The 23,942-nt window shown below is 70.6% G+C and carries 18 protein-coding genes; 3 read left to right on the forward strand and 15 right to left on the reverse strand.

All coding sequences use genetic code 11. The annotated features are described in order from the left end of the window. Positions 1 to 234: 234 nt before the first annotated feature. The 6 genes from serA to AB0I10_RS13810 all read right to left on the reverse strand — a co-directional run bounded on the left by serA (position 235) and on the right by AB0I10_RS13810 (position 10,076). The gene (serA, locus tag AB0I10_RS13785) at positions 235 to 1,827 is read right to left on the reverse strand and encodes a phosphoglycerate dehydrogenase (RefSeq protein WP_363152637.1); all 1,593 of its coding nucleotides are present in this window, start codon (positions 1,825 to 1,827) and stop codon (positions 235 to 237) included. Between the two features lie 267 nt (positions 1,828 to 2,094). Then, the gene (gene ilvC / locus AB0I10_RS13790) at positions 2,095 to 3,093 is read right to left on the reverse strand and encodes a ketol-acid reductoisomerase (protein WP_363152638.1); all 999 of its coding nucleotides are present in this window, start codon (positions 3,091 to 3,093) and stop codon (positions 2,095 to 2,097) included. A 102-nt stretch (positions 3,094 to 3,195) separates the two neighbouring features. Continuing rightward, positions 3,196 to 3,720, reverse strand: coding sequence for an acetolactate synthase small subunit (gene ilvN / locus AB0I10_RS13795; RefSeq protein WP_136742741.1), 525 nt, complete (start codon positions 3,718 to 3,720; stop codon positions 3,196 to 3,198). 44 nt (positions 3,721 to 3,764) lie between these two features. Further along, the gene (locus AB0I10_RS13800) at positions 3,765 to 5,627 is read right to left on the reverse strand and encodes an acetolactate synthase large subunit (protein ID WP_363152639.1); all 1,863 of its coding nucleotides are present in this window, start codon (positions 5,625 to 5,627) and stop codon (positions 3,765 to 3,767) included. A gap of 208 nt (positions 5,628 to 5,835) precedes the next feature. Then, positions 5,836 to 8,703 (reverse strand): EAL domain-containing protein, encoded by a 2,868-nt coding sequence (locus tag AB0I10_RS13805; protein ID WP_363152727.1) that lies wholly within the window; start codon positions 8,701 to 8,703, stop codon positions 5,836 to 5,838. 374 nt (positions 8,704 to 9,077) lie between these two features. Beyond that, positions 9,078 to 10,076, reverse strand: coding sequence for a 2-hydroxyacid dehydrogenase (locus tag AB0I10_RS13810; protein WP_363152641.1), 999 nt, complete (start codon positions 10,074 to 10,076; stop codon positions 9,078 to 9,080). Between the two features lie 88 nt (positions 10,077 to 10,164). Between AB0I10_RS13810 and AB0I10_RS13815 the strand changes: the two genes are divergently transcribed. The 3 genes from AB0I10_RS13815 (at position 10,165) to AB0I10_RS13825 (ending at position 12,800) form a co-directional block, all read left to right on the forward strand. Next, entirely contained in the window at positions 10,165 to 11,205 is a 1,041-nt protein-coding gene (locus AB0I10_RS13815) for an aldo/keto reductase (protein ID WP_363152642.1), read from the forward strand. Between the two features lie 145 nt (positions 11,206 to 11,350). Then, positions 11,351 to 12,544: a PQQ-dependent sugar dehydrogenase gene (locus AB0I10_RS13820; RefSeq protein ID WP_363152643.1), complete on the forward strand. Its 1,194-nt coding sequence runs from the start codon at positions 11,351 to 11,353 to the stop codon at positions 12,542 to 12,544. A 67-nt stretch (positions 12,545 to 12,611) separates the two neighbouring features. After that, the gene (locus tag AB0I10_RS13825; RefSeq protein WP_363152644.1) at positions 12,612 to 12,800 is read left to right on the forward strand and encodes a DUF6191 domain-containing protein; all 189 of its coding nucleotides are present in this window, start codon (positions 12,612 to 12,614) and stop codon (positions 12,798 to 12,800) included. An 84-nt stretch (positions 12,801 to 12,884) separates the two neighbouring features. Here the strand turns inward: AB0I10_RS13825 and AB0I10_RS13830 are convergent, their stop codons facing one another. The 9 genes from AB0I10_RS13830 to AB0I10_RS13870 all read right to left on the reverse strand — a co-directional run bounded on the left by AB0I10_RS13830 (position 12,885) and on the right by AB0I10_RS13870 (position 23,933). Next, positions 12,885 to 15,983, reverse strand: coding sequence for an AAA family ATPase (locus AB0I10_RS13830; protein WP_363152728.1), 3,099 nt, complete (start codon positions 15,981 to 15,983; stop codon positions 12,885 to 12,887). 139 nt (positions 15,984 to 16,122) lie between these two features. Then, on the reverse strand, positions 16,123 to 16,320 hold the full coding sequence (locus AB0I10_RS13835) for a hypothetical protein (RefSeq protein ID WP_363152645.1): 198 nt from the start codon (positions 16,318 to 16,320) through the stop codon (positions 16,123 to 16,125). Between the two features lie 211 nt (positions 16,321 to 16,531). Then, positions 16,532 to 17,182 (reverse strand): hypothetical protein, encoded by a 651-nt coding sequence (locus tag AB0I10_RS13840; RefSeq protein ID WP_363152646.1) that lies wholly within the window; start codon positions 17,180 to 17,182, stop codon positions 16,532 to 16,534. Between the two features lie 102 nt (positions 17,183 to 17,284). Next, entirely contained in the window at positions 17,285 to 19,522 is a 2,238-nt protein-coding gene (locus AB0I10_RS13845) for an MMPL family transporter (RefSeq protein ID WP_363152647.1), read from the reverse strand. Between the two features lie 458 nt (positions 19,523 to 19,980). Continuing rightward, positions 19,981 to 21,489: an Asp-tRNA(Asn)/Glu-tRNA(Gln) amidotransferase subunit GatB gene (gene gatB / locus AB0I10_RS13850; protein ID WP_363152648.1), complete on the reverse strand. Its 1,509-nt coding sequence runs from the start codon at positions 21,487 to 21,489 to the stop codon at positions 19,981 to 19,983. Positions 21,490 to 21,520: 31 nt separating this feature from the next. Further along, positions 21,521 to 21,763 (reverse strand): hypothetical protein, encoded by a 243-nt coding sequence (locus AB0I10_RS13855; RefSeq protein WP_363152649.1) that lies wholly within the window; start codon positions 21,761 to 21,763, stop codon positions 21,521 to 21,523. Further along, complete coding sequence (gene gatA / locus AB0I10_RS13860; protein WP_363152650.1) at positions 21,760 to 23,262, reverse strand: Asp-tRNA(Asn)/Glu-tRNA(Gln) amidotransferase subunit GatA; 1,503 nt, start codon at positions 23,260 to 23,262, stop codon at positions 21,760 to 21,762. Before gatA ends, AB0I10_RS13855 begins: the two co-directional genes overlap by 4 nt. After that, the gene (gene gatC / locus AB0I10_RS13865; protein ID WP_043266233.1) at positions 23,259 to 23,555 is read right to left on the reverse strand and encodes an Asp-tRNA(Asn)/Glu-tRNA(Gln) amidotransferase subunit GatC; all 297 of its coding nucleotides are present in this window, start codon (positions 23,553 to 23,555) and stop codon (positions 23,259 to 23,261) included. Before gatC ends, gatA begins: the two co-directional genes overlap by 4 nt. Before the next feature lie 198 nt (positions 23,556 to 23,753). Next, positions 23,754 to 23,933, reverse strand: a complete 180-nt coding sequence (locus AB0I10_RS13870; protein ID WP_363152651.1) for a hypothetical protein — start codon at positions 23,931 to 23,933, stop codon at positions 23,754 to 23,756. Positions 23,934 to 23,942 lie beyond the last annotated feature (9 nt).

Raw genomic sequence — 23,942 nt, forward strand, 5'->3', positions numbered from 1 at the left:
ACCCCCTCAGCGACTCGGGAGACCGGCGGCCACCGGCTTCCGGCGGCGTCAGGACCGTGCTGGCGGCGCCCGCCCCCTCGACATCTCGTACGCCATTCGGGTGAACAGCCGGAGGGGCGGCCGGCGCCGGGCGACCCGGCGAGCCCGCACGCGTACGCAAACGGGCCCGGACACCGCCGAAGCGGGGTCCGGGCCCGTTGACCTGCGCTGTGCCGGGCCGCGAGGGCCGGCGGATCAGTCGCCGAGGTTCACCGCGCGCACGGAGGTCGCGCCGATCTCCTCCGCGATCTCGGTGAGCACGTTCGGCGGAATCGTGTCGTCGACGGTCAGCGCGACCAGCGCCTCGCCACCGACGTCGGCCCGCGAGACCTGCATCCCACCGATGTTGATGCCCGCCTCGCCCAGGATCCGGCCGACGGTGCCGACGACACCGGGACGGTCGCTGTAGCGCAGGAACGCCATGTGGTCGGCGAGCGCCAGGTCGATGGAGTGGTCACCGACCGCGACGACCTTCTGGATGTTCTTGTGACCGGCGAGCGTGCCGGAGATCGAGACCTCGTCGCCGCCCGCGAGGGTGCCGCGCACGGTCACCACATTGCGGTGCTCGGGCGACTCGCTGCTCGTCGTCAGCCGCACCTCGACGCCGCGCTCCTGCGCGAACAGCGGGGCGTTGACGTACGACACCGTCTCGTCCACGACGTCCTCGAACACGCCCTTGAGCGCGGAGAGTTCCAGCACCTTGACATCGTGCTGGGTGATCTCGCCGTACACCTCGACGTCGAGCCGCAGCGCGACCTCACCGGCCAGCGCGGTGAAGATCCGGCCGAGCCGCTCGGCCAGCGGCAGCCCCGGCTTGACGTCCTCGGCGATGACGCCGCCCTGGACGTTGACCGCGTCCGGCACCAGCTCGCCGGCCAGCGCCAGACGCACCGACTTGGCGACCGAGATACCGGCCTTCTCCTGCGCCTCACCCGTCGACGCACCGAGGTGCGGGGTGGCGACGACCTGGTCGAACTCGAAGAGCGGCGAGTCGGTGCAGGGCTCGGACGCGTAGACGTCCAGACCGGCGCCGGCGACCCGGCCCTCCTTCAGCGCGGTGGCCAGCGCGGCCTCGTCCACGATCCCGCCGCGCGCGGCGTTCACGATCCGGACCGACGGCTTGACCTTGTGCAGCGCCTCGTCGCCGATCAGACCGACCGTCTCCGGCGTCTTGGGGAGGTGGACGGTGATGAAGTCCGAGACCTCCAGCAGCTCGTCGAGGGTGAGGAGCTTGACGCCCATCTGCGCGGCACGGGCCGGCTGGACGTAGGGGTCGTAGGCGACGACCTTCATACCGAAGGCCGACATCCGCTGCGCGACCAGGACACCGATCCGGCCCAGGCCGACCACACCGAGGGTCTTCTCGCTGAGCTCGACGCCGGTGTACTTGCTGCGCTTCCACTCGCCGTTCTTCAGGGCGGTGTTGGCCTGCGGGATGTTGCGGGCGGTGGCGACCAGCAGACCGCAGGCGAGCTCGGCGGCGGTGACGATGTTGGAGGTCGGGGCGTTGACGACCATCACGCCGGCCTTGGTGGCGGCGGAGACGTCGACGTTGTCCAGGCCGACACCCGCGCGGGCGACGACCTTCAGCTTCTTCGCGGCGGCGATGGCCTCGGCGTCGACCTTCGTCGCGCTGCGCACAAGGATGGCATCGACATCGGCGACGGCGGGGAGCAACTCTGCGCGGTCCGCGCCGTTGCAGTGCCGGATCTCGAAGTCCGGACCGAGAGCGTCGACCGTGGCGGGCGACAGTTCTTCGGCGATCAGTACGACAGGTTTCGAGCTCACGTGGTCTTCAGTCCTCACTAGTCCTTCGCGGACGGCCGTCCCGACGGCCGAAGGCGGTGAAGGGGGCAGCCGCGTGGAAGACGCACGACGTTGTGAGCCTGACGCGCTTGTGGTGTTGAGTGTAGTGGCGGTTCCAGGCGCGTCCTGCGCCGAAGCGTCAGGATCACCCGTGCGGGTTCTACGCGGTGGACAAGGCGATGATGCCGCATGGACGACCTCATGGACGAGGGGGCCGCGACCTGCGCCGCGACCCCCTGTCCGTTGGGCTTACGCCTCGTCGTCCACCCAGCTCATCAGCTTGCGCAGCTGCTTGCCGGTGGTCTCCAGAAGGTGGTCCTCGTCGGCCTTCTTGTACTCGTTGTACTTCGGCAGGCCGGCGTTGTACTCCGCCATCCAGTTGTTGGCGAAGGTGCCGTCCTGGATCTCGCCGAGGACCTTCTTCATCTCGGCCTTGGTGTTCTCGTTGATGATCCGCGGGCCGGTGATGTAGTCGCCCCACTCGGCGGTCTCGGAGACCGACCAGCGCATCTTCTCCAGGCCGCCCTCGTACATGAGGTCCACGATCAGCTTCAGCTCGTGGAGGCACTCGAAGTACGCGATCTCGGGCTGGTAGCCCGCCTCGACCAGGGTCTCGAAACCGGCCTTGACCAGCGCCGAGGCGCCACCGCACAGGACCGCCTGCTCACCGAACAGGTCGGTCTCGGTCTCCTCGGTGAAGGTGGTCTTGATGACGCCGGCGCGGGTGCCGCCGATGCCCTTGGCGTACGAGAGCGCCAGCGCGAAGGCGTTGCCGGTGGCGTCCTGCTCGACGCCGGCGATGCAGGGCACGCCGCGGCCTTCCTCGTACTGGCGGCGCACGAGGTGGCCGGGGCCCTTGGGGGCGACCAGGGCGACGTCCACGCCGGCCGGGGGCTTGATGAAGCCGTAGCGGATGTTCAGGCCGTGGCCGAAGAACAGCGCGTCGCCGTCCTTGAGGTTGTCCTTGATGGACTCCTCGTAGACCTTGGCCTGGATCGGGTCCGGCACCAGGATCATGATGACGTCGGCCTCGGCGGACGCCTCGGCCGGCGTCACCACGCGCAGGCCCTGCTCCTCGGCCTTGGCCTTGGACTTGGAGCCCTCGTGCAGACCGACGCGCACATCGACGCCCGAGTCGCGCAGGGACAGCGCGTGGGCGTGGCCCTGGCTTCCGTAGCCGATGACCGCGACCTTGCGGTTCTGGATGATGGAAAGGTCGGCATCGTCGTCGTAGAACAGCTCGGCCACTTCGGGTATCTCCTTGGATCTAGCTGGTTGCCCACACAGTACGTCGGGCGGGGTGGGAAAGGTTCGCGGGTCTCGCCATGCGGTCCGGGGGACCGGGGAGGGTCAGGCGGAACGGTCCAGGGCGCGCAGCGAACGGTCCGTGATGGACCGGGCGCCACGCCCTATGGCGATGGTGCCGGACTGCACCAACTCCTTGATGCCGAACGGCTCCAGCATCTTGAGCATGGCCTCCAGCTTGTCACTCGAACCGGTGGCCTCGATCGTGACGGCGTCCGGCGAGACGTCCACGGTCTTGGCGCGGAAGAGCTGGACGATCTCCACGATCTGCGAGCGGGTCTCGTTGTCGGCGCGGACCTTGGCGAGGACCAGTTCGCGCTGGATCGCGGAGCCCGGCTCCAGCTCGACGATCTTCAGGACGTTGACGAGCTTGTTGAGCTGCTTGGTGACCTGTTCGAGCGGCAGCGACTCGACATTGACCACGATGGTGATGCGGGAGATGTCGGGGTGCTCGGTGACCCCGACCGCGAGCGAGTCGATGTTGAAGCCGCGGCGGGAGAACAGGGCGGCGATCCGGGCCAGGATGCCGGGGGTGTTCTCCACCAGGACGGAGAGCGTGTGCTTGGACATGGTCGGTCTTCTCTCTTCTTCCGTGCGTCCGTGACGTCCTGGGCTCAGTCGTCTTCGTTGTCGCCGAAGTCGGGACGCACGCCCCGGGCGGCCATGACCTCGTCGTTGGAGGTGCCGGCGGCGACCATCGGCCACACCTGCGCGTCCTCGTGGACGATGAAGTCGATCACGACCGGGCGGTCGTTGATGGCGTTGGCCTCCGCGATGACCTTGTCCAGGTCGTCCGGGGACTCACAGCGCATCGCGACACAGCCCATGGCCTCGGACAGCTTCACGAAGTCCGGGATACGGGTACCGGCGCTGGGCTGCTTACCGTCCGCCTCGGGGCCGCTGTGCAGCACCGTGTTGGAGTAGCGCTGGTTGTAGAACAGGGTCTGCCACTGGCGGACCATGCCCAGCGCGCCGTTGTTGATGATCGCGACCTTGATCGGGATGTTGTTCAGCGCGCAGGTGACCAGCTCCTGATTGGTCATCTGGAAGCAGCCGTCGCCGTCGATCGCCCAGACCGTACGGTCCGGCTGGCCGGCCTTGGCGCCCATGGCGGCGGGGACGGCGTAGCCCATCGTGCCGGCGCCACCGGAGTTCAGCCAGGTCGAGGGCTGCTCGTAGTCGATGAAGTGGGCGGCCCACATCTGGTGCTGGCCGACGCCCGCGGCGTAGATCGTGTCGGCCGGGGCGAGCTTGCCGATCCGCTCGATGACCTGCTGCGGGGAGAGGCTGCCGTCGTCCGGCTGGTCGTAGCCCAGCGGGTAGGTCTCGCGCCAGCGGTTGAGGTCCTTCCACCAGGCGCTGTAGTCGCCGCGGTGGCCGGCGTCGTACTCGGCCTGGACGGCGACGATCAGATCGGCGATGACCTCGCGGGCGTCGCCGACGATCGGGACATCGGCGGCGCGGTTCTTGCCGATCTCCGCCGGGTCGATGTCCGCGTGCACGACCTTGGCGAACGGGGCGAAGGAGTCCAGCTTGCCGGTGACGCGGTCGTCGAAGCGGGCGCCGAGGGTGATCAGCAGGTCCGACTTCTGGAGGGCGGTGACGGCGGTGACCGCGCCGTGCATACCGGGCATGCCGACGTGCTGGGGGTGACTGTCGGGGAAGGAGCCCAGCGCCATCAGGGTCGTGGTGACCGGGGCGCCGGTCAGCTCGGCCAGCACCTTCAGCTCGGCGGTGGCGCCGGCCTTCAGCACGCCGCCGCCGACGTAGAGCACTGGGCGCTTGGACTCGACGATCAGCCGGGCGGCCTCGCGGATCTGCTTGGCGTGCGGCTTGGTCACCGGGCGGTAGCCGGGCAGGTCGGTGTGCGGCGGCCAGACGAAGGTGGTCTGAGCCTGGAGCGCGTCCTTGGCGATGTCGACCAGGACCGGTCCGGGGCGTCCGGTGGACGCGATGTGGAACGCCTCGGCGATCGTCCGCGGGATCTCGGCCGGGTCGGTGACCAGGAAGTTGTGCTTGGTGATCGGCATCGTGATGCCGCAGATGTCCGCCTCTTGGAAGGCGTCCGTGCCGATCGCCTTGGAGGCGACCTGACCGGTGATCGCGACCATCGGGACGGAGTCCATGTGGGCGTCGGCGATCGGCGTGACGAGGTTGGTGGCGCCCGGACCCGAAGTCGCCATGCACACGCCGACCTTGCCGGTGGCCTGGGCGTACCCCGTGGCGGCATGTCCGGCGCCCTGCTCGTGGCGCACCAGGACGTGCCGCACCCTCGAGGAGTCCATCATCGGGTCGTACGCCGGAAGGATCGCACCGCCGGGGATGCCGAACACGGTGTCGGCCCCGACCTCCTCCAGCGAACGGATGAGGGACTGCGCGCCCGTGACGTGCTCGACGGTCGCGGGCTGCTGCTGCGGTCCGCCGGAGTTACGGGCCCGCGGCTGCGGATGGTGGGCCCCGGAGGCCTGCTCGGTCATCTGCGTCTCTTCTCGAAGCTGAGGGTTTTGGCGGGATTTGTGAGGTTGCTATGCAACAAAAAACCCCTCGTGCCGTGAGGCAAGCGAGGGGAGCGCGTCGGTGCGGTCAGCCGGGCTTCATCAGGGCCCAGCTTCAGCCGACGCGCTTTCCAAGTACGAGAATTCGGGTGCGCATGGCACTGACCCTCCCCCCGGCGCACCATGAGTGTCAAGTGGGTGGGATGGGGGTCTCACTATTTGAGCGCAATGGGGGATGCACCAGCGCATCCGGGCCGGCCGCGCCACCGTGCCGGACGGGCAGGCCGCTGCCGCTGAGCACCACCGCGCGGGGCTCGCCCGCCAGGTCCGGCACCGGGTAGCTGCCGACCGTCAGGGCGCGGCGCAGCCGGTGCTCGTCGAGCGGCCCGGAGAAGGCCATGCCCTGGCCATGGGTGCAGCCCATGGAGCGCAGCGCGAGGACCTGCTCGGGCAGATCGACGCCGTCCGCGACGGACTGCATCCCGAGATCCGCGGCGATCCGCAGCAGCCCGGCGGTGATCTTGTGCAGCCGGGCGGACTCCACCACGCCGTCGACCAGCCCGCGGTCCAGCCGCAGTACGTCGACGGGGAGCCGGCGCAGCGCGCTCATGGCGGCGTAACCGCTGCCGAAGCCGTCGAGGGCGATGCGTACGCCCAGCCGGCGCAGCGCGACCAGCCGCCGCTCCAGCTCGTCCAGAGGGATACGGGGATCACTTTCGGACAGTTCCAGGACGAGCGAGCCGGACGGCAGACCGTGCCGGGCGAGCAGCGCCTCGACGTTCTTGGGGGGCATCCCGTTGCGGTCGCCGCCCAGCAGCCGGCGGGCGGAGATCCGGACGGCGACCGGGACGGTGTGGCCCGCGCGGTGCCGCGCCGCGGCCTGCTCGACGGCCTCCTCCAGCTGCCAGCGGCCCAGCTCGGCGGCGCGGTCGCCGTCGTCGCTGAGCCGGCCGCGCTCGGCGACCCGGAGGAACTCGGCGGGGGTGAAGAGGATGCCCTGGGCGGAGCGCCAGCGGGCGTGCGCGGCGACCGCGGTGACCCGGCCGCCGGCCAGCTCGACGACCGGCTGGTGCAGCAGCGCGAATTCGCCGTCCCGCAGGGCCGCACGGAGCGTGGTGGCGAGCTCGGCGCGGTCCACCACCTCGACCTGCATCTGCGGGGCGTACAGCTCCACCCGGCCCTTTCCGGCCTGCTTGGCGCGGTACATCGCGAGGTCGGCGTTGCGCAGCAGGCCCGCCGGGGTGACGCCCGGCTCGGCGAAGGCGACACCGATACTGGCCGCGACGCGGACGTCCCGGCCGTCGATGCGGTACGGCTCGGAGAGCGTGATGCGCAGCCGGTCGGCGATCTCATGGATGCGGAACTCACGGGCGGCGTGATCGCGGGTGCCGTCGCCCGTGATGAGCGCGGCGAACTCGTCGCCGCCGAGCCGCGCCGCTATGTCCCCGGAGCGTACGGAGTCGGCGAGCCGGCGGGCGGCCTGTACCAGGAGTTCGTCGCCCGCCTGATGCCCGATGGTGTCGTTGACCTGCTTGAAGCCGTCGAGGTCGATATAGAGCACGGCGGTGTCGAGGTCGCTGGCGCGGCGGCCCGTGACGGCCTTGCTGACACGTTCGGTGAACAGGGCGCGGTTGGGCAGGTCGGTGAGCGCGTCATGGGAGGCGTTGTGCTGCAGCTGGGCCTGCAGGCGGACCCGTTCGGTGACATCGCGGGAGTTGAAGATCAGGCCGCCGTGGTGGCGGTTGACGGTGGACTCGACGTTCAGCCAGCCGTCCCCGCCGGCCCGCTGCTCGCCGGCGCGGAAGCGGCATTCGATGCGGGTGGTCGGCTCGGCGTCGGGCGCGGCGGCGAGAAATCTGCGGACCTCGTGCACCACCCGCCCCAGGTCTTCCGGATGGATCAGCGAGGCCAGCTCGGAGCCGACCAGCTCCTCCGCGTCGCGCCCGTAGACGCCCGCGGCGGCCGGGCTCACATAGCGGAGCACGCCGGTCGGCGCGGCGATCATGATGACGTCGCTGGAGCCCTGGACCAGGGAGCGGAAGTGGTTCTCCTTCTGGGCCAGCTCCTGGGTGAGGGTGATGTTGTCGAGCAGCATGATGCCCTGGCGGACGACCAGGGCGAGGACGACCGTGCAGCCGGTGAAGAGCACCACGCGGTCGATGCGCCGGCCGCCCAGGACGTTGGTGAGGATGCCCAGGGTGCAGACGGCGGCGGCGAGATACGGGGTGAGGGCGGCGAGCGAGCCCGCGATGGGGCGGCTGCCGTGCGGCTGGACGCGGGGCGCGGGGCGCTCGACGTCGTCGTCGGCGCACTCGCCCTTGCTGCGGCGGGCGACCCATGGCGCGTACGCGAGCAGCATGGAGCCGGCGAACCAGCCGGCATCCAGGATCTGGCCGGAGCGGTAGTGCTCGCGCAGCAGCGGCGAGCTGAACAGGGCGTCGCACAGAACCGTCAACGCCAGTGCGGCGATGGCGGTGTTGACGGCAGAGCGGTGCACCGAGGAACGTTTGAAGTGCAGCGCGAGCACCATGCTCACCAGCACGATGTCCAGCAGCGGATAGGCGAGGGACAGCGCGCTCTGCGCGACACTGCGACCCTGGAAGTGGGTGGTGTGCGCGAGTGCGAGGCTCCAGGAGAGCGTGAGCAGCGAGCCGCCGATCAGCCACGCGTCCAGCCCGAGGCAGACCCAGCCGGCCCTGGTCACCGGCCTCTTGGCGAGCACCAGCAGGCCGACGATGGCGGGCGGCGCGAACAGCAGGAAGCAGAAGTCAGCGAGGGAGGGGCTGGGCACGGTGGTGTCGAGGATGACTTCGTACCAGCCCCATACACCGTTGCCGAGGCCGGCCATCCCCGAGGAGGCGGCGAACAGCATCCAGGCCGGGCGGAAGCGGCTCTGGTGCTTGCGGGCGTACAGACCGCAGGAGACGGCCGCGACGAGGGCGGCCACGCTGAGCCCGAAGTCCCCCATGAACATGGCGACTTCGGCCGAGCCCCAGCCGAACGCGGCGCCGACGGCATAGGCGCCGCAGACGCCGGCCAGGGCGAATTGCGGCACCACGCTCGGTGGTCCGCTGGTCTGGGCCGGCGGCCGGGAGAGCACCGCCCCGGGGGCGCTCACCGTTCTCTCCCGCTCGCCCGTGCGCGGCCGTTCGGTGATCGGAGCACTCGGCGCTTCCGGGGGTCCAGTGGTATTCCCGCGGGCGCTCGTGGATCACGCGTCTCGCGATTCGTCCATCGGCCGTACATCGCCCGTCGCCCCCCTCGAGTTCCGGATCTCGCACCGCGTCGTATACAGCACTCCGCGGTCCCCGCTCGGGACGATACACCAATTCAGTCACTCAGGGACATAGCCCCTCTACGGAGCGTGACGAGCTAAGGAAATGTGAACACAGCCTGCATTCATACGGCCTCGTAGAGCTATTCGCAGCCGTCTCAGTCTGCTGTTGCCATCACGTTCCGGAGGGGTTCTCCCGCCGCGAAATGCGCCAGCTGGTCCCGCAGAAGCCGCTTCGCACGGGGCAGGAAGGCAGAGCTGGGGCCACCGACGTGTGGAGTGATGAGCACGCCCGGAGCGTGCCACAACGGATGGGCCGGCGGGAGGGGTTCGGGATCGGTCACATCGAGCGCGGCGCGCAGCCGGCCCGACTCCAGTTCGGCGAGCAGCGCCTTGGTGTCGACGATCCCGCCGCGGGCGATGTTGACGAGGAGTGCGCCGTCCTTCATACGCGCCAGGAAATCGCCTCCGACCAGGCCACGAGTCTCGTCGGTGAGCGGAGTTGCCAGGACGACGACGTCTGCGTCGGGCAGGAGGGTGCTCAGGGCGGAGAGTGGAAGCACTGGGCCGCGCACGGTGTCACGTGCGGTGCGCGCGATGCGCGCCACCCGCGCGCACTCAAAAGGTGTGAGCCGCTCTTCGATGGCACTGCCGATCGAACCGTACCCCACTATGAGGACCGACTTGTCGGCGAGGGCTGGCTGGAAACCATTCCGCCACTCCCCCGCGTCCTGGCCCCGTACGAAATCGGGGACACCGCGCAGCGACGCGAGGATCAGGGTGAGCGCGAGCTCGGCGGTGCTGGCGTCGTGCAGTCCGCGGGCGTTGCACAGCTGGGCGCCGGCCGGCATGTGGGGCAGGCCGGGCAGCATGTGCTCGATGCCGGCGGTCAGGGTCTGCACGATCCGGACATTGCGCATCAGCGGTAGCGGGCGCAGCGAGGGCTCGGCGCCCTTCATGTAGGGGACGGCGTAGAAGACGCACCGGGCGGGGTCGGCCGGGTAGTCGGGGCCGGCGTCCCAGTGGACGTAGTCCAGCCCTTCGGGGAGACCGTCGATCTCGTCGGGCGGGATCGGCAGCCACACGTCTTTCGGGGCGCTGCTCGGATCGGTGCTCGGCTCGGTGCGCGCGTCGGTACGCCGGTCAATTGATGCCATGGCCAGAGGCTATGCGAAGAGGCGTTCCCCTCAGACGTTAGTTTGGTCTGGCCCTTGACCGGGGGCGAGGGGACGGAGGCACAACCAGGTGGAGCGCAGGACGATCGGCGCGGGGGCCCTCGAAGTGGGCGCCATCGGGCTCGGCTGTATGCCGATGAGCTGGGGGTACACCGAGTCGCAGCGGAGCGGAGAGGGCTCGCTGCGGGCCGTGCACGCCGCGCTGGACCGGGGCTGCAGCCTGCTGGACACCGCCGACATGTACGGACCCTTCACCAATGAACTGCTGGTGGGCCGTGCGCTCAAGGAACGGCGCGGAGACGCCTTCGTGTCTACCAAGTGCGGGCTCCTGGTAGGTGAGCAGCACATCGTCGCCAACGGGCGGCCCGGTTACGTCAAGCGGGCCTGCGACGCGTCGCTGCGGCGGCTGCAGACCGACTGCATCGATCTCTACCAGCTGCACCGCGCCGATCCCGAGGTGCCTATAGAAGAGACCTGGGGAGCGATGGCGGATCTGGTGGCGGCGGGGAAGGTGCGGTCGCTGGGACTGTGCGCGGTGGGCGCGCGGGCGGTGCGACCGTCACGCACCGCCCGTACGGAGCGCCAGGCATCGGCCGGCGGGGCGCGCCCCCGGTCGCGGATGCATGACGGCACGCTGCGCCAACTGGAGCGTATTCAGCAGGTGTTCCCGGTCAGCAGCGTGGAGGCCGAGCTGTCGGTGTGGTCGACGGAGGCGCTGGAGGCGCTGCTGCCGTGGTGCGAGTCGCGCGGTGTGGGATTCCTGGCGGCGATGCCGCTGGGCAACGGCTATCTGACCGGCACCCTCACCCCTGGGCAGGGCTTCGAACCGGAGGACATACGGGCCCGCCACCCGCGCTTCACCGCCGAGATGATGGCCGCGAACCAGCCGGTGGTGGCCGGGCTGCGGCGGGTCGGCGCCCGGTACGGTGCGACGCCGGGTCAGGTAGCCCTGGCATGGGTGCTGGCGCAGGGCCGCCATGTCGTCCCGGTGCCGGGCACGAAGAAGGAACGCTGGGCGGCGCAGAACGCCAAGGCCGCCGATCTGGCGCTCACCCGCGAGGACCTGACGGAGATCGCGAGCCTGCCGCCGGCCCGGGGGTCGTGGTACTGACCCGAGGTCGTGGCACTGAGCCCCCTCTGCCGTCGGACAGCAGCAATCGTTGCTGGTCGCGACGGGCTCAGGACCCCGAACGCAGGGCAACGGGCCGCGCGATGTGGTGTCCTTGTCCAGCCCTGCCGACGAGAGGAACCCTGCCGTGCAACGCCGCTCCCAGACCGCCGTGTTGGCCGCCGCTTCGCTGCTTCTGGCAGCGGGCTGCTCGTCCGGCGGCGCACAGCCCGAGAAGAGCGGGCCTTCCGACGACGCCACTGCCAAGAGCCCCGGCACCGCCGCACCGGCCACCCCGACCGCCACGCCGTCACCCTCCGCACCACCCGCCAAGGGGTCGGTGAAGGTGACCGCCACCCTGACCACCGGTCTGAAGTCGCCCTGGGGCGTGGCACCGCTGCCGGGCGGGGATCTGCTGGTCGCCTCCCGCGACACCGGGGACGTCTTCCGGGTCGCCGCGGACGGCAAGAAGACGCTGCTGGGCTCGGTGCCGGGGGTGGAACCGGGCGGTGAGGGCGGTCTGCTGGGTCTCGCGGTGTCCTCGGACTTCGGCGCCGACCACCTCGTGTACGCGTACTTCACCACCGCGACCGACAACCGCATCGCGCGCATGATCTACGACGAGAAGCGGCCGCCGGGCATTCAACTCGGCCAGCCCGACACGATTTTCAAGGGCATCCCCAAGGGCCAGATCCACAACGGCGGCCGGATCGCGTTCGGCCCGGACAAGATGCTCTACGCCGGTACGGGTGAGACCGGCGACACCGGGCTGGCGCAGGACAAGGAGTCCCTGGGCGGCAAGATCCTGCGGATGACGCCGGACGGCGAGCCGGCGCACGGCAACCCCTCGGCGGAATCCGTGGTGTACGACTACGGCCACCGCAATGTGCAGGGGCTGGCGTGGGACGGCGAGAAGCGGCTGTGGGCCTCGGAGTTCGGGCAGGACACCTGGGACGAGCTCAATCTGATCGAGCCGGGGAAGAACTACGGCTGGCCGGAGGCGGAGGGCAAGGCCAAGGGGGCCAAGGGCGGCGCGGCGGGCTCCGGGTTCATGGACCCGGTCGCCCAGTGGAAGACCGCGGACGCCTCGCCCAGCGGCATCGCGTACGCCAAGGGCTCGATCTGGATGGCCGGGCTGCGCGGCGAGCGGCTGTGGCGGATCGCGCTGAACGGCACGAAGCCGGTGGGCGCTCCGCAGGCGTTCCTGGAGGGCGAGTACGGGCGGCTGCGGACGGTCGTGGCGGCCGGCGACGGCGGGTTGTGGCTGGTCACCAGCAACACGGACGGCCGGGGTGACACCCGCAAGGGCGATGACCGGATTCTCCATCTCAAGGTGAGCTGATCCCTTTTCGCGTGGCCTGCTTACACTCGGGGGAAATGGGGGGCGGGTCACGTCGATAGGGGGCACCTTGTTCAACGTCGTCGAAGAGCTTTTCGCACCCGGTCGCAAGCACACCGACGAGGAACGGCAGAAGATGTCGCTCGTCGTCGACGATGTGGGTGACAGTGATCCCGGAGAGGGCCCGATAGACCTTGCGTCCGGCACGGTCGTCGTGAAGGCGCCACGGAACGGGGCCGCCGAGGGCAACGCGGGCTGAGTCCGACCTTGTCGGGGGCGCGGCGAGGGGCTCCTGGGACTTAGTCGTCAACGGGCCTTCCGACCCTGATCCACCGGACGGCCACTAGCTCGGCGTCGGCTCGCCGAACAGGCGCAGGCGGTGGGCCAGGGCACCCGCCTCGCCGCGGCCGGAGACGCCCAGCTTGGCGAGGATGTTGGAAACATGGACGCTGGCGGTCTTGGGCGAGATGAACAGGGCGTCGGCTATCTGGCGGTTGCTGCGGCCGTCGGCGACGAGGCGCAGCACGTCCCGTTCGCGTGGGGTCAGGCCGAGGGATTCGGCGGGGGCGATGCCGCTGGGCGGACCGCCCGCCGGAGAGCCGTCGGCCCCGTCGGGTATCTCCTCCGGTGCGGCGGTCGCGGAGAGGCCCGGGAGCGGGATGCGGGCGCGCTGGGCGAGGAGTTCGAGTTCGGCGGTCAGCGGGCGGGCGCCCATACGGGCGGCTACGGCGTGTGCCTGGACGAGGAGGAGTACGGCGGCCTCCCGGGGCGTACGGCCGTCCAGCCCGATGGTCGCCCGCTCGGTGCCGTGGAGCAGCGATTCGGCCCAGCGGTAGCAGGACCGGGCGAGCTCGTGCGGCCGCTCCAGGGGGCGGAACGCCGCGACAGTCGCGGCCCAGGCGTCCGGTGCCTCCCGGCCCTCGGCGCGCCGGAGTTCGGCGTCGACGGCGTGGCCGTATGCCACCCAGACCGGGGAGAGCCGGGGGAGTTTCTTTGCGGCGTCCCGGACGCGGGCCAGTATCGCGGCCCGGCCGGGCTCGGCGGCCGGCAGACCGCGGGCGTCCGACTCGGCGGCCGTGGCCGACCACAGCAGCGGCCAGGCATAGCGCTGGGTGCCGGGTGGGAATCCGGCGTCCAGGGTCTGCTGGAGGATGCCCCGGGCGTCGAGGATACGGCCCTGGTGGGCGGCGATCCGCAGGGCATGCCGCGCCATGGGGATGGCGTGCTGCGGCTGGACGTCATGGGTGCCGTAGTGCTCCTGGGCGATGGCCAGCTCGCGCTCGGCTTCGGTCAGTTCGCCCTTGTCCAGGGCGAGGTCGGTGAGGCGGTTGGCGGCCAGGGCGGCCGAGCGGACGCTCTGGCCGAGGCGGCGGGCTTCGGCGGCGGCCTGGCTCGCCTCCTCCCAGCGGCCCAGCGACTGGAGCGATTCGGCGCGGTTGCCCAGCACCCAGCTGGTGTTGTCCTTGAGGCCGTAGCGGGTGGTCAGTTCGACGCCCTGCCCGGTGACCTCGACGGCCTCGCGGGAGCGGCCGACGCCTTCCAGGACGGACGGCAGGTTGATGTGGCCGCGCCCGATGACCGCGAAGTAGCCGCGCTCGACGGCGAGGTCCAGTGCCGCACGGAAGTCGGCGAGGCCGTCGTCGACCTCACCGGCGTCGACGCGGAGTCCGGCCAGCGTCACCCGGGAGTTCAGTTCGGCTTCCTCGTCACCCACCAACTGGGCGAGCTCCACTGCCCGTTCGGCGGTCGCGAAGGTGCCGGGGCCCGGTTCGTGCAGCACCGCCCAGCCGGCGACGGCGGCCATCACCTCGGCGTGCACGGACGACGGCGGCAGTCCGCGCATCAGCTCCTGCGCCTTGCCCAGGTCCTCCCAGCCGTCGCCGCGGCCGGTGCCCTGGACGAGCCGGGAGCGCTGCACCAGGAACCAGGCCTTGCGAAGGGGGTCGTCCTCGTCGCGCAGCGAGCGCAGGGCGCGTTTGGTGATCGTGAAGGCCCGCTCGCTGTCGCCGGACAGCCGGGCGGCGACCGCGATCTCGGCGAGCAGGTCCAGGAAGCGCAGCGCGTCGTCGTCGCAGGCCGGGTACGCCTCGGCGTAGTCCACCGGGCGCACCCCCTGGCGGACCTCCTTGGGCGCGTCGTCCCACAGCTCCAGGGCGCGGTCCAGCAGCCGCAGTTGTTCGGCGTACGCATGGCGGCGGCGGGCCTTGACAGAGGCTGCGAGGACGGCGGGCAGCGCCTTGGCCGGGTCATGGGCCTTGTACCAGTAGCTGGCCAGGCGGGCGGCGCAGACATCCGAGCGGACCAGCGAGGGGGCGGCCTCCAGCGCCTGGGCGTAGCGGCGGTTGAGACGGGTGCGCTCTCCGGGCAGCAGGTCGTCGACAACGGCCTCGCGGACGAGGGCGTGCCGGAAGCGGTAGCCCGTGCCGTCCTGGGTGGGTACCAGGGTGTTGCTGCCGACGGCGGCCCGCAGCGCCTCGATGAGGTCGTCCTCGGGCATCTGGCAGACGGCGGCGAGGAGTTCATGCTCGACGGTGGAGCCGCCCTCGGCGGCGATCCGCACGACCTTCTGGGCGTCCTCGGGCAGCGCCTCGACGCGGACCAGCAGGAGATCGCGCAGCGGGTCGCTGAGGCCGTGCAGACAGCCGTCGGCGAGGCTGCGGGCCAGCTCCTCGACGAAGAAGGCATTGCCCTCGGAGCGCTTGAAGACCCGGTCGACGGTGCCTTCTTCGGGCTCGCTGCCGTTGATACCGGCTATCTGGGAGCGGACCTCGGCGCGGTTGAAGCGGGCCAGCTCGACGCGCCGGACGGTGCGCATCCGGTCGATCTCGGCGAGGAACGGACGCAAGGGGTGACGGCGGTGGATGTCGTCGGAGCGGTATGTGGCGACGAGCAGGACGTTGGCGTCGTGCAGCGCGCGCAGGAGGTAGGCGAGCAGTTCGCGGGTGGAGCGGTCCGCCCAGTGGAGGTCCTCGATGATGACGACGAGAGTGCGGCGGGCGGCGAGCCGCTCCAGAAGGCGGGCGGTCAGCTCGAAGAGGCGGGCGCGACCGATCTCCTCGTCATGTGTCTCACCGGCGGTCTCCCCCAATTCGGGCAGGATGCGGGCGAGTTCACCCTCCTGGCCGGCGACGGCGGCGGCGAGCTCGTCGCGCAGATGCCAGTTGAGGGTGTGCAGGATCGCGGAGAAGGGCGCGAAGGGGAGGCCCTCGGAGCCGATCTCGATGCAGCCGCCGAGCGCGACGAGCACGCCCTTGGAACGGGCGGATTCGATGAACTCCTCGATGAGGCGGGTCTTGCCGACCCCGGCCTCGCCCCCGATCAGCAGGGCCTGGGGCGCGCCGGAGGCCGCGATACGCACGAGCGCGTCACCCAGCGCGGCGAGCTCGGCCGCACGGCCGACGAACACGGGACTGACTGACCTGTTCTCCACGCTGCCGAGCATCGCACAGGGGTCTGACAATCCGGCAGTGGGTTTCGGCACGCGAAACGCCCGGCCCGGTGCGTGGCGCACCTGGGGCCGGGCGGACGGCGGTTGGGCCGGCTGCGGGGCCGGCAGGCGGGACGGCATGTGCGCCCCGCGGTCAGACGGCGGCGCGGCGTACCCGCCACCAGCCCCGTGCACTCACCCGCCCTTCGGGATCGTCCGACCCGGAGCGGGCCGCGGCCCGGCGGCGCCCGGCGCGCTGCCCCTCGGTCACCTCGCGCACCAGGCGCTGCCGGTCGGCCTCGCGGCGCATCTCCTCGTAGCGGACCCGGATTTCGAGCTCGGAGTTGTACATGGTGTCTCTCCCTGAAGGCGGTGAGGTGCCCCTGAAGGCGGTGACGTGATGACTCGGTGTCTCGACAGGTCGTCGATGTCGTCAAGTCTCGTCGCCCAGGGGGGTCCACCACATCGGGAGAGTGCCCGATCTCCGCGCCCGCACGGTCCTTAGGAACCCGCGCCGCGGTGCCCGCGTTCCTTAGGCACCGCCCACGGCGCCCCTGCGGAACTTAGGCACCCGCTCCGGCGCCCTTAGGGATGCTGGGCAGGCTCGCGAACAGGTCGAGATACATGCCCGCGGAGATCAGCAGTCCCAGCACGCCGAGCGCCAGCCCGCCCCATGCCACGGCCCGTACCCAGGTGGCCCGCGGCCGGGACAGGACCACGGTGGCGACGAGCACCGCGAGCAGCGCGAAAACGCCGTTGACCAGGGCGGTGGTGTGCCAAGGAGCGCCGTAGACGGTGGCGATCTGGTCGGTGGCCCGGCCCGACTGGAGCTTGATCTGGCCCATCAGGGTCTGCCGCTCGGCCATCAGCGTGCCGAGCCAGGTGCCGGTGACGGAGGCGAGGCCCAGCCCCGCGGCGACGACGGCACCGGCGCCGGCGGCGACTCCGGCGGCGGGCACTACGGGGACGGCGTCCGGGTCAGCCCCGTCATCCGTGTCGTCCTGCTCGTCATCGGGGGCGGCCGTGTTGCTCGTACCCGCCTCGGTGGACATCGCGTCCTCCGTGGCGCCGGCCTGCTCCGGCACGGTCTCGCCCTCGGCCCGCTCGTCGACGCGCTTGTCGGCCGGCTCCGTCGCCTCGGGCGTCTCGGTCTTCTCGGTCTTCTCGGTCTTCTCGGTCTTCTCGGTCTTCTCGGTGGTCCTCGTCGTTCCCATGCTCGCGACGGTAGGTGCCGTGTCTGAGAGTCCGATGAGAGCCGCCGCGTCAGGCAGGGGAGACCGTCGGCACAGAGACGCCGAAGCCCCCGGCCGGGACGCCTACACCCCCACCAGCGGACTCTCCCCGTCCCGCGGCCCGGGCAGCGGGACCGGCCCGCTCGGCTGCGGCGGCGGTTCGATGCTGACCCGGGGCAGCCACCGGTCCAGCCAGCCGGGCAGCCACCAGTTCGCGCCGCCGAGCATATGCATCAGGGCCGGGACCAGCAGCGTACGGAGGACGAAGGCGTCCAGCGCGACGGCGGAGGCCAGGCCGATGCCGAACATCGCGATGATCCGGTCGCCGCTGAGGATGAACGCCGCGAACACCGCGATCATGATGACCGCCGCCGAGTTGATCACCCGGCTGGTCTCGGCGAGCCCGACCCGTACGGCCCGGCGGTTGTCCTGCGTCAGCTGCCACTCCTCGTACATCCGGCTCACCAGGAACACCTGGTAGTCCATGGAGAGGCCGAACAGCACCGAGACCATGATGACCGGCAGGAACGGTTCGATCGGGCCCGCGCTGCCCAGCCCCAGCAGCTCGCTCCCCCACCCCCACTGGAAGATCGCGACGACGATCCCGAAGGACGAGGCGACGGCCGCGACATTCATCAGCGCGGCCTTGAGCGGGATGCCGATGCTGCGGAAGGCGAGCAGCAGCAGGATCGAGCCGAGCGCGATGACGACGCCGATGAAGAGCGGCAGTTTGCCGACGATGACGGTCGCGAAGTCGTCGTAGCCGGCCGTGACGCCGCCGACGTGCACCTGCATGGTGGTGCTGCCCTCGGCCTCCGGCAGGACGTCGTCGCGCAGCCGTTCCACCAGGTCGGACGTCTGCTGGGACTGCGGTGAGCCGGTCGGTACGACCGTGATCACGCCGGTGTCGCGGCTGCCGTTGAACTCCGGGCCGCCGACGTGCGCGACCCCGGGCGTGTTGCGCAGTTCGCGCGGCAGCTTGTCGAAGGCCAGCCGGTCCTTGGCGCCGTCGAGGCTGCCCACCAGGGTCAGCGGCCCGTTGACGCCGGGCCCGAAGCCGTGCCCGGAGCCGCCGTGTCCGCTCCCGCCGCCCGCCAGCAGGTCGTACGCCTGCCGGGTGGTGGACGTGGCGGGGTTGTTGCCCTGGTCGGAGGTGCCGAGGTGAAGGCCGAGCGTGGGCAGTGCGAGAACGACCATGACGGCGGCCGCGGCCACACCCAGCAGCTTGGGGTGCCGCTCGACGAAGCCGGACCAGCGGGCGGCGATACCGGTGGGCTGCTCGTGCTGCGGCCCGTGGTCGGCCAGCCGCCGGCGTTCGCGGCGGCTCAGCGCCCGCGTCCCGATCAGGCCGAGCAGGGCGGGCAGCAGGGTGACAGAGGCGGCGACGGTGAGGACGACGGTGAGCGAGGCGGCGAGGGCGACGCCGTTGAGGAAGCTCAGCTGCAGGATCAGCATGCCGAGCAGCGCGATACAGACGGTGGCGCCGGCGAAGACGACCGCGCGCCCGGACACCGCGACGGCCCGTTCGGCGGCCTCCTGGACCGACAGGCCGGACCTGAGGCCCTTTCGGTGCCGGGTGACGATGAACAGCGCGTAGTCGATACCGACGCCGAGGCCGATGAGCATGCCCAGCATGGGGGCGAAGTCGGCGATGGTCATGGCATGGCTGAGCAGGGTGATGCCGGCCGAGGCGGTGCCGACGGCGGCCACCGCGGTGATGATCGGCAGGAAGGTCGCGGCGAGCGATCCGAAGGCGAGGAAGAGCACGACCGCGGCGGCGCACAGCCCGATGATCTCCGGGAGCTGGGCGCGCGGCGCCTCGGTCAGCGCGACCCCGGCGCCGCCCAGCTCGACCCGCGTTCCGCCGCCGGAAGCCTGTTGCGCGGTGTCGACGACCTTCTGGACCCGGCCCGCGTCCAGCTCGTCGGTGGGCACATCGAAGACGACGGAGGCGTAGGCGGTGTGCCCGTCCTTGCTGATCTGCCGTTCGCCCTGCGGTTTGTAGGGGCTTTGGATCTCCGAGACGCCGGGCAGCTCCGCGATCTTCTCCAGCGTGCGCGTCATCTTCTTCTTGACCGCGCCGGATCGTACGGTCCCGGAGTCGGAGTGCCAGACGATGCTGTCGGTGTCGCCGGACCGGCCGGGGAAAGCCTTGGCCATCAGGGCGCCGGCCTGCCCGGATTCGGTCCCGGGGACCTCGTAGTTGTTCGAGTACGCGGATCCGGTCACCCCCGCGGCAACGGCGACCCCCGCGAACGCGGCAAGCCAGAGGACGATCACCACGATGCGGCGCCTGAGGCACCACCGAGCCAGAGCCGTCACGCGCCTCGACCGCTTCCCGGGTTGTGCGTCGATAACTCCCGGGGTGACCGGTGGTGCCGAACGCGGATGTACGGGGCATGGCGAACCCACCGCTACCGATCGTGGAAGCGATGGGTCCGCATTCACTTTGTAGAGTGACAGCCCGAAGAGATCCTTTGACCTTTTTGTGGATTACCCCACAAGAGGAGCAACAGGGGATCAGGTGACCGAATCGGCTTCCGGCGCCCGGATCAGCCCGTAAACGACTCCTCTCCCGCCGCCCGGCGCCGATGTTGGGCTCCTCGATCCCCGTCCAGCCGCTGACCAGATGGTTGCGGTTGGGACTGGTGGAAGAGTGGATCGAGGAGTGGTAGGCGTCGCAGACGGTTAAGGAATACGGCCCCACCGATACCTGAGCGCGTGAAGGGGCGGCGCACCAACCGGTGCACCGCCCCTTCACGCGCGTACGGGACCGGGCCTCAGCCCTCGACGCCCAGCTTCTCCAGGATCAGTTCGCGCACCCGCGCCGCGTCCGCCTGGCCGCGCGTGGCCTTCATGACCGCGCCGACCAGCGCGCCCGCCGCGGCGACCTTGCCGCCGCGGATCTTGTCCGCGATGGCCGCGTTGGCCGCGATGGCCTCGTCGACGGCGGTGCCGAGCGCGCCCTCGTCCGAGACGACCTTCAGGCCGCGCTTCTCGACGACGGTGTCCGGGTCGCCCTCGCCCGCGAGCACGCCCTCGATGGTCTGGCGGGCCAGCTTGTCGTTGAGGGAGCCGTCGCCGACCAGCGCGGTGATCCGGGCGACCTGCTCGGGCGTGATCGGCAGAGCGGCCAGCTCCACGCCGTCCTCGTTGGCGCGGCGGGCCAGCTCGCCCATCCACCACTTACGGGCCGAGGCGGAGTCCGCGCCGGCGTCGACGGTGGCGGTGATCAGGTCGACCGCACCCGCGTTGAGGATCGACTGCATGTCGTGCGCGGAGATGCCCCACTCCTCGCGCAGCCGGTTACGGCGTACGCGCGGCAGCTCGGGCAGTCCGGCCCGCAGCTCCTCGACCCACTCGCGCGAGGGGGCCACCGGCACCAGGTCCGGCTCGGGGAAGTAGCGGTAGTCCTCGGCGTTGTCCTTGATGCGGCCGGCCGTGGTGGAGCCGTCCTCCTCGTGGAAGTGCCGGGTCTCCTGGAGGATCGTGCCGCCTGAGGAGAGCACCGCCGCATGGCGCTGGATCTCGAAGCGGGCCGCACGCTCGACGGAACGCAGCGAGTTGACGTTCTTCGTCTCCGAGCGGGTGCCGAACTTCTCGGTGCCCTGCGGGCGCAGCGACAGGTTGACGTCGCAACGCATCTGGCCCTGCTCCATGCGGGCCTCGGAGACGCCCAGCGCCTTGATGAGCTCGCGCAGCTCGGCGACGTACGCCTTGGCGACCTCGGGGGCCCGCTCGCCGGCGCCCTCGATCGGCTTGGTGACGATCTCGATGAGCGGGATGCCGGCGCGGTTGTAGTCCAGGAGGGAGTGCCGGGCGCCGTGGATGCGGCCGGTGGCACCACCGATGTGGGTGGACTTGCCGGTGTCCTCCTCCATGTGGGCGCGCTCGATGTGCACGCGGAAGATCTCCCCGTCCTCCAGCTGTACGTCGAGGTAGCCGTCGAAGGCGATCGGCTCGTCGTACTGGGAGGTCTGGAAGTTCTTCGGCATGTCCGGATAGAAGTAGTTCTTCCGGGCGAAGCGGCACCATTCGGCGATGGAGCAGTTCAGGGCCAGGCCGATCTTGACGGCGGACTCGACGCCGATCGCATTGACGACCGGCAGCGAGCCGGGCAGGCCCAGGCAGGTGGGGCAGGTCTGCGAGTTGGCGTCGGCACCCAGGGTGGTGGAACACCCGCAGAACATCTTGGTCTTGGTGCCGAGTTCGACGTGCACCTCAAGACCCATCACGGGGTCATAGGCGGCCAGCGCGTCCTCGTACGACACCAGGTCGGTGACAGTCACGGTGAAACTAACCTCTCAGGTCCGGCGCCGGTCAGTCCGCGAGGACGTCGCCGCTGTCGATACGGCTCAGTTCGCGGATGAGCAGGGCGACGCCGGTGACGATGGCGGCGGCGGAGACGACGGCGTCGACGAGCTGGAGCGTGTCCTGCTCCGCCTTGGCCTTCTTCGCCTGCTTGATGACGCTCACCGCGCCGAACAGCGTGGTGCCGATGGACAGATACGTGCCGGGCTTGGACTTCTTGAAGTTCTTCGCCTTGGCGAGCTTTCCACTCACAGGGACGGTGCCTCCTCAAGCAGCGGGTGCCCCCAACGCTCGGTGAACGCGGCCTCGACCGCGGCACCGACCTTGTAGAGCCGGTCGTCCTTCATGGCAGGGGCGACGATCTGGAGACCCACCGGCAGCCCGTCCTCGGGGGCCAGTCCGCAGGGCAGCGACATGGCCGCGTTGCCTGCCAGGTTGGCGGGGATGGTGCACAGGTCGGCCAGGTACATCGCCATCGGGTCGTCGGCACGCTCGCCGATCGGGAAGGCGGTGGTGGGCGTCGTCGGCGAGACGATGACGTCCACCTGCTCGAAGGCCTTCTCGAAGTCGCGAGTGATCAGCGTCCGCACCTTCTGGGCGGAGCCGTAGTACGCGTCGTAGTAGCCGGAGCTGAGCGCGTACGTACCGAGGATGATGCGGCGCTTGACCTCGTCGCCGAAGCCCGCCTCGCGGGTCAGCGCGGTGACGTCCTCGGCGGACTTCGAACCGTCGTCGCCGACCCGCAGGCCGTAGCGCATGGCGTCGAAGCGGGCCAGGTTGGACGAGCACTCGGACGGCGCGATCAGGTAGTAGGCCGCCAGCGCCTTGTCGAAGGACGGGCAGGAGAGCTCGACGATCTCCGCGCCCAGCTCCTTCAGCAGCGCCACCGACTCGTTGAAGCGCTGCATGACGCCGGCCTGGTAGCCCTCGCCGGCGAACTCCTTGACGACGCCGACGCGCATGCCCTGGACGGAGCCGTTGCGGGCCGCCTCGACGACCGGCGGTACGGGCGCGTCGATGGAGGTGGAGTCCAGCGGGTCGTGCCCGGCGATCGCCTCGTGGAGCAGCGCCGCGTCCAGGACCGTACGGGCGCAGGGCCCGCCCTGGTCGAGGGAGGACGAGAAGGCGACCATGCCGTAACGGGAGACGCCGCCGTAGGTCGGCTTGACGCCGACGGTGCCGGTGACGGCGGCGGGCTGGCGGATGGAGCCGCCGGTGTCCGTGCCGATGGCGAGCGGGGACTGGAAGGAGGCGAGCGCGGCGGCGGAGCCGCCGCCGGAGCCGCCGGGGATCTTGGTCAGGTCCCAGGGGTTGCCGGTCGGGCCGTAGGCGCTGTTCTCGGTCGAGGACCCCATGGCGAACTCGTCCATGTTGGTCTTGCCGAGGATGACGACGTCGGCGGCCTTGAGCTTCTTGGTGAGCGTGGCGTCGTACGGCGGGAGCCAGCCCTCAAGGATCTTGGAGCCGACGGTGGTGGGAATGCCCTCCGTCGTGAAGATGTCCTTGAGCGCGACCGGGACGCCGGCCAGCGGGCCGAGCTTCTCGCCGCGGGCACGCTTCTCGTCCACGGCGCGGGCCTGGGCGAGCGCGCCCTCGCGGTCGATGTGCAGGAAGGCGTTCACCTTCTCGTCGACGGCCTCGATGCGCGCCAGGTGGGCCTCGGTCACCTCGACGGCGGTGAGCTCGCCGGCGGCGATCTTCGCCGCGATCTCGGCGGCGGTGAGCTTGATCAGGTCTGCCATGTCGGTCACTCCTCCCCCAGGATCTGCGGCACCTTGAAACGCTGCTGCTCCTGGGCCGGGGCGCCGGAGAGCGCCTGCTCGGGGGTCAGCGACGGACGGACCTCGTCCGGGCGCATGACATTGGTCAGGGGCAGCGGGTGGGAGGTCGGCGGTACGTCTTGGTCGGCGACCTCGGAGACGCGGGCGACCGCGCCGATGATGTCGTCGAGCTGTCCGGCGAAGTGGTCGAGCTCTTCGTCCTTCAGCTCCAGACGTGCCAGCCGGGCGAGGTGAGCGACCTCCTCGCGCGTGATGCCAGGCATGCAGCGATCCTCTGGTGTTCTTGGCGGAGTGTTCCGGGTGAAATGTTCCAGGTGGAGTGTTCTGGGCGAAGACTCCGGTGAACTTTCCGGCCCAATCCTATGGCGTACGCAAGAGGAGTCGCGAAACCGTTTCGCCGGGGCGGCCGGCGAACGTCGGGGCGGCGCGTCTCCACGATCGGCTGGAGGGTGCGTGGCCTGCTAGGGAGCCTCCTGCTCGGGCGATTCATCGGCCTCGGCAGCGCCATCGGCCGCGAGCGCGCCATCGGCGTCGTCCGTCTCATCGGCCTCGTCCGTCCCACCGGAGGGGTCGGGCTCTCCGGATGCGTCGGACTCGTCGTCCGGCCCGGACTCATCGGGCCGGTCCTGCGCTGTGGGCACCTGCGAGGG

It is taken from the genome of Streptomyces sp. NPDC050636, from assembly GCF_040654775.1.
In the GTDB taxonomy this organism is placed as follows: domain Bacteria; phylum Actinomycetota; class Actinomycetes; order Streptomycetales; family Streptomycetaceae; genus Streptomyces.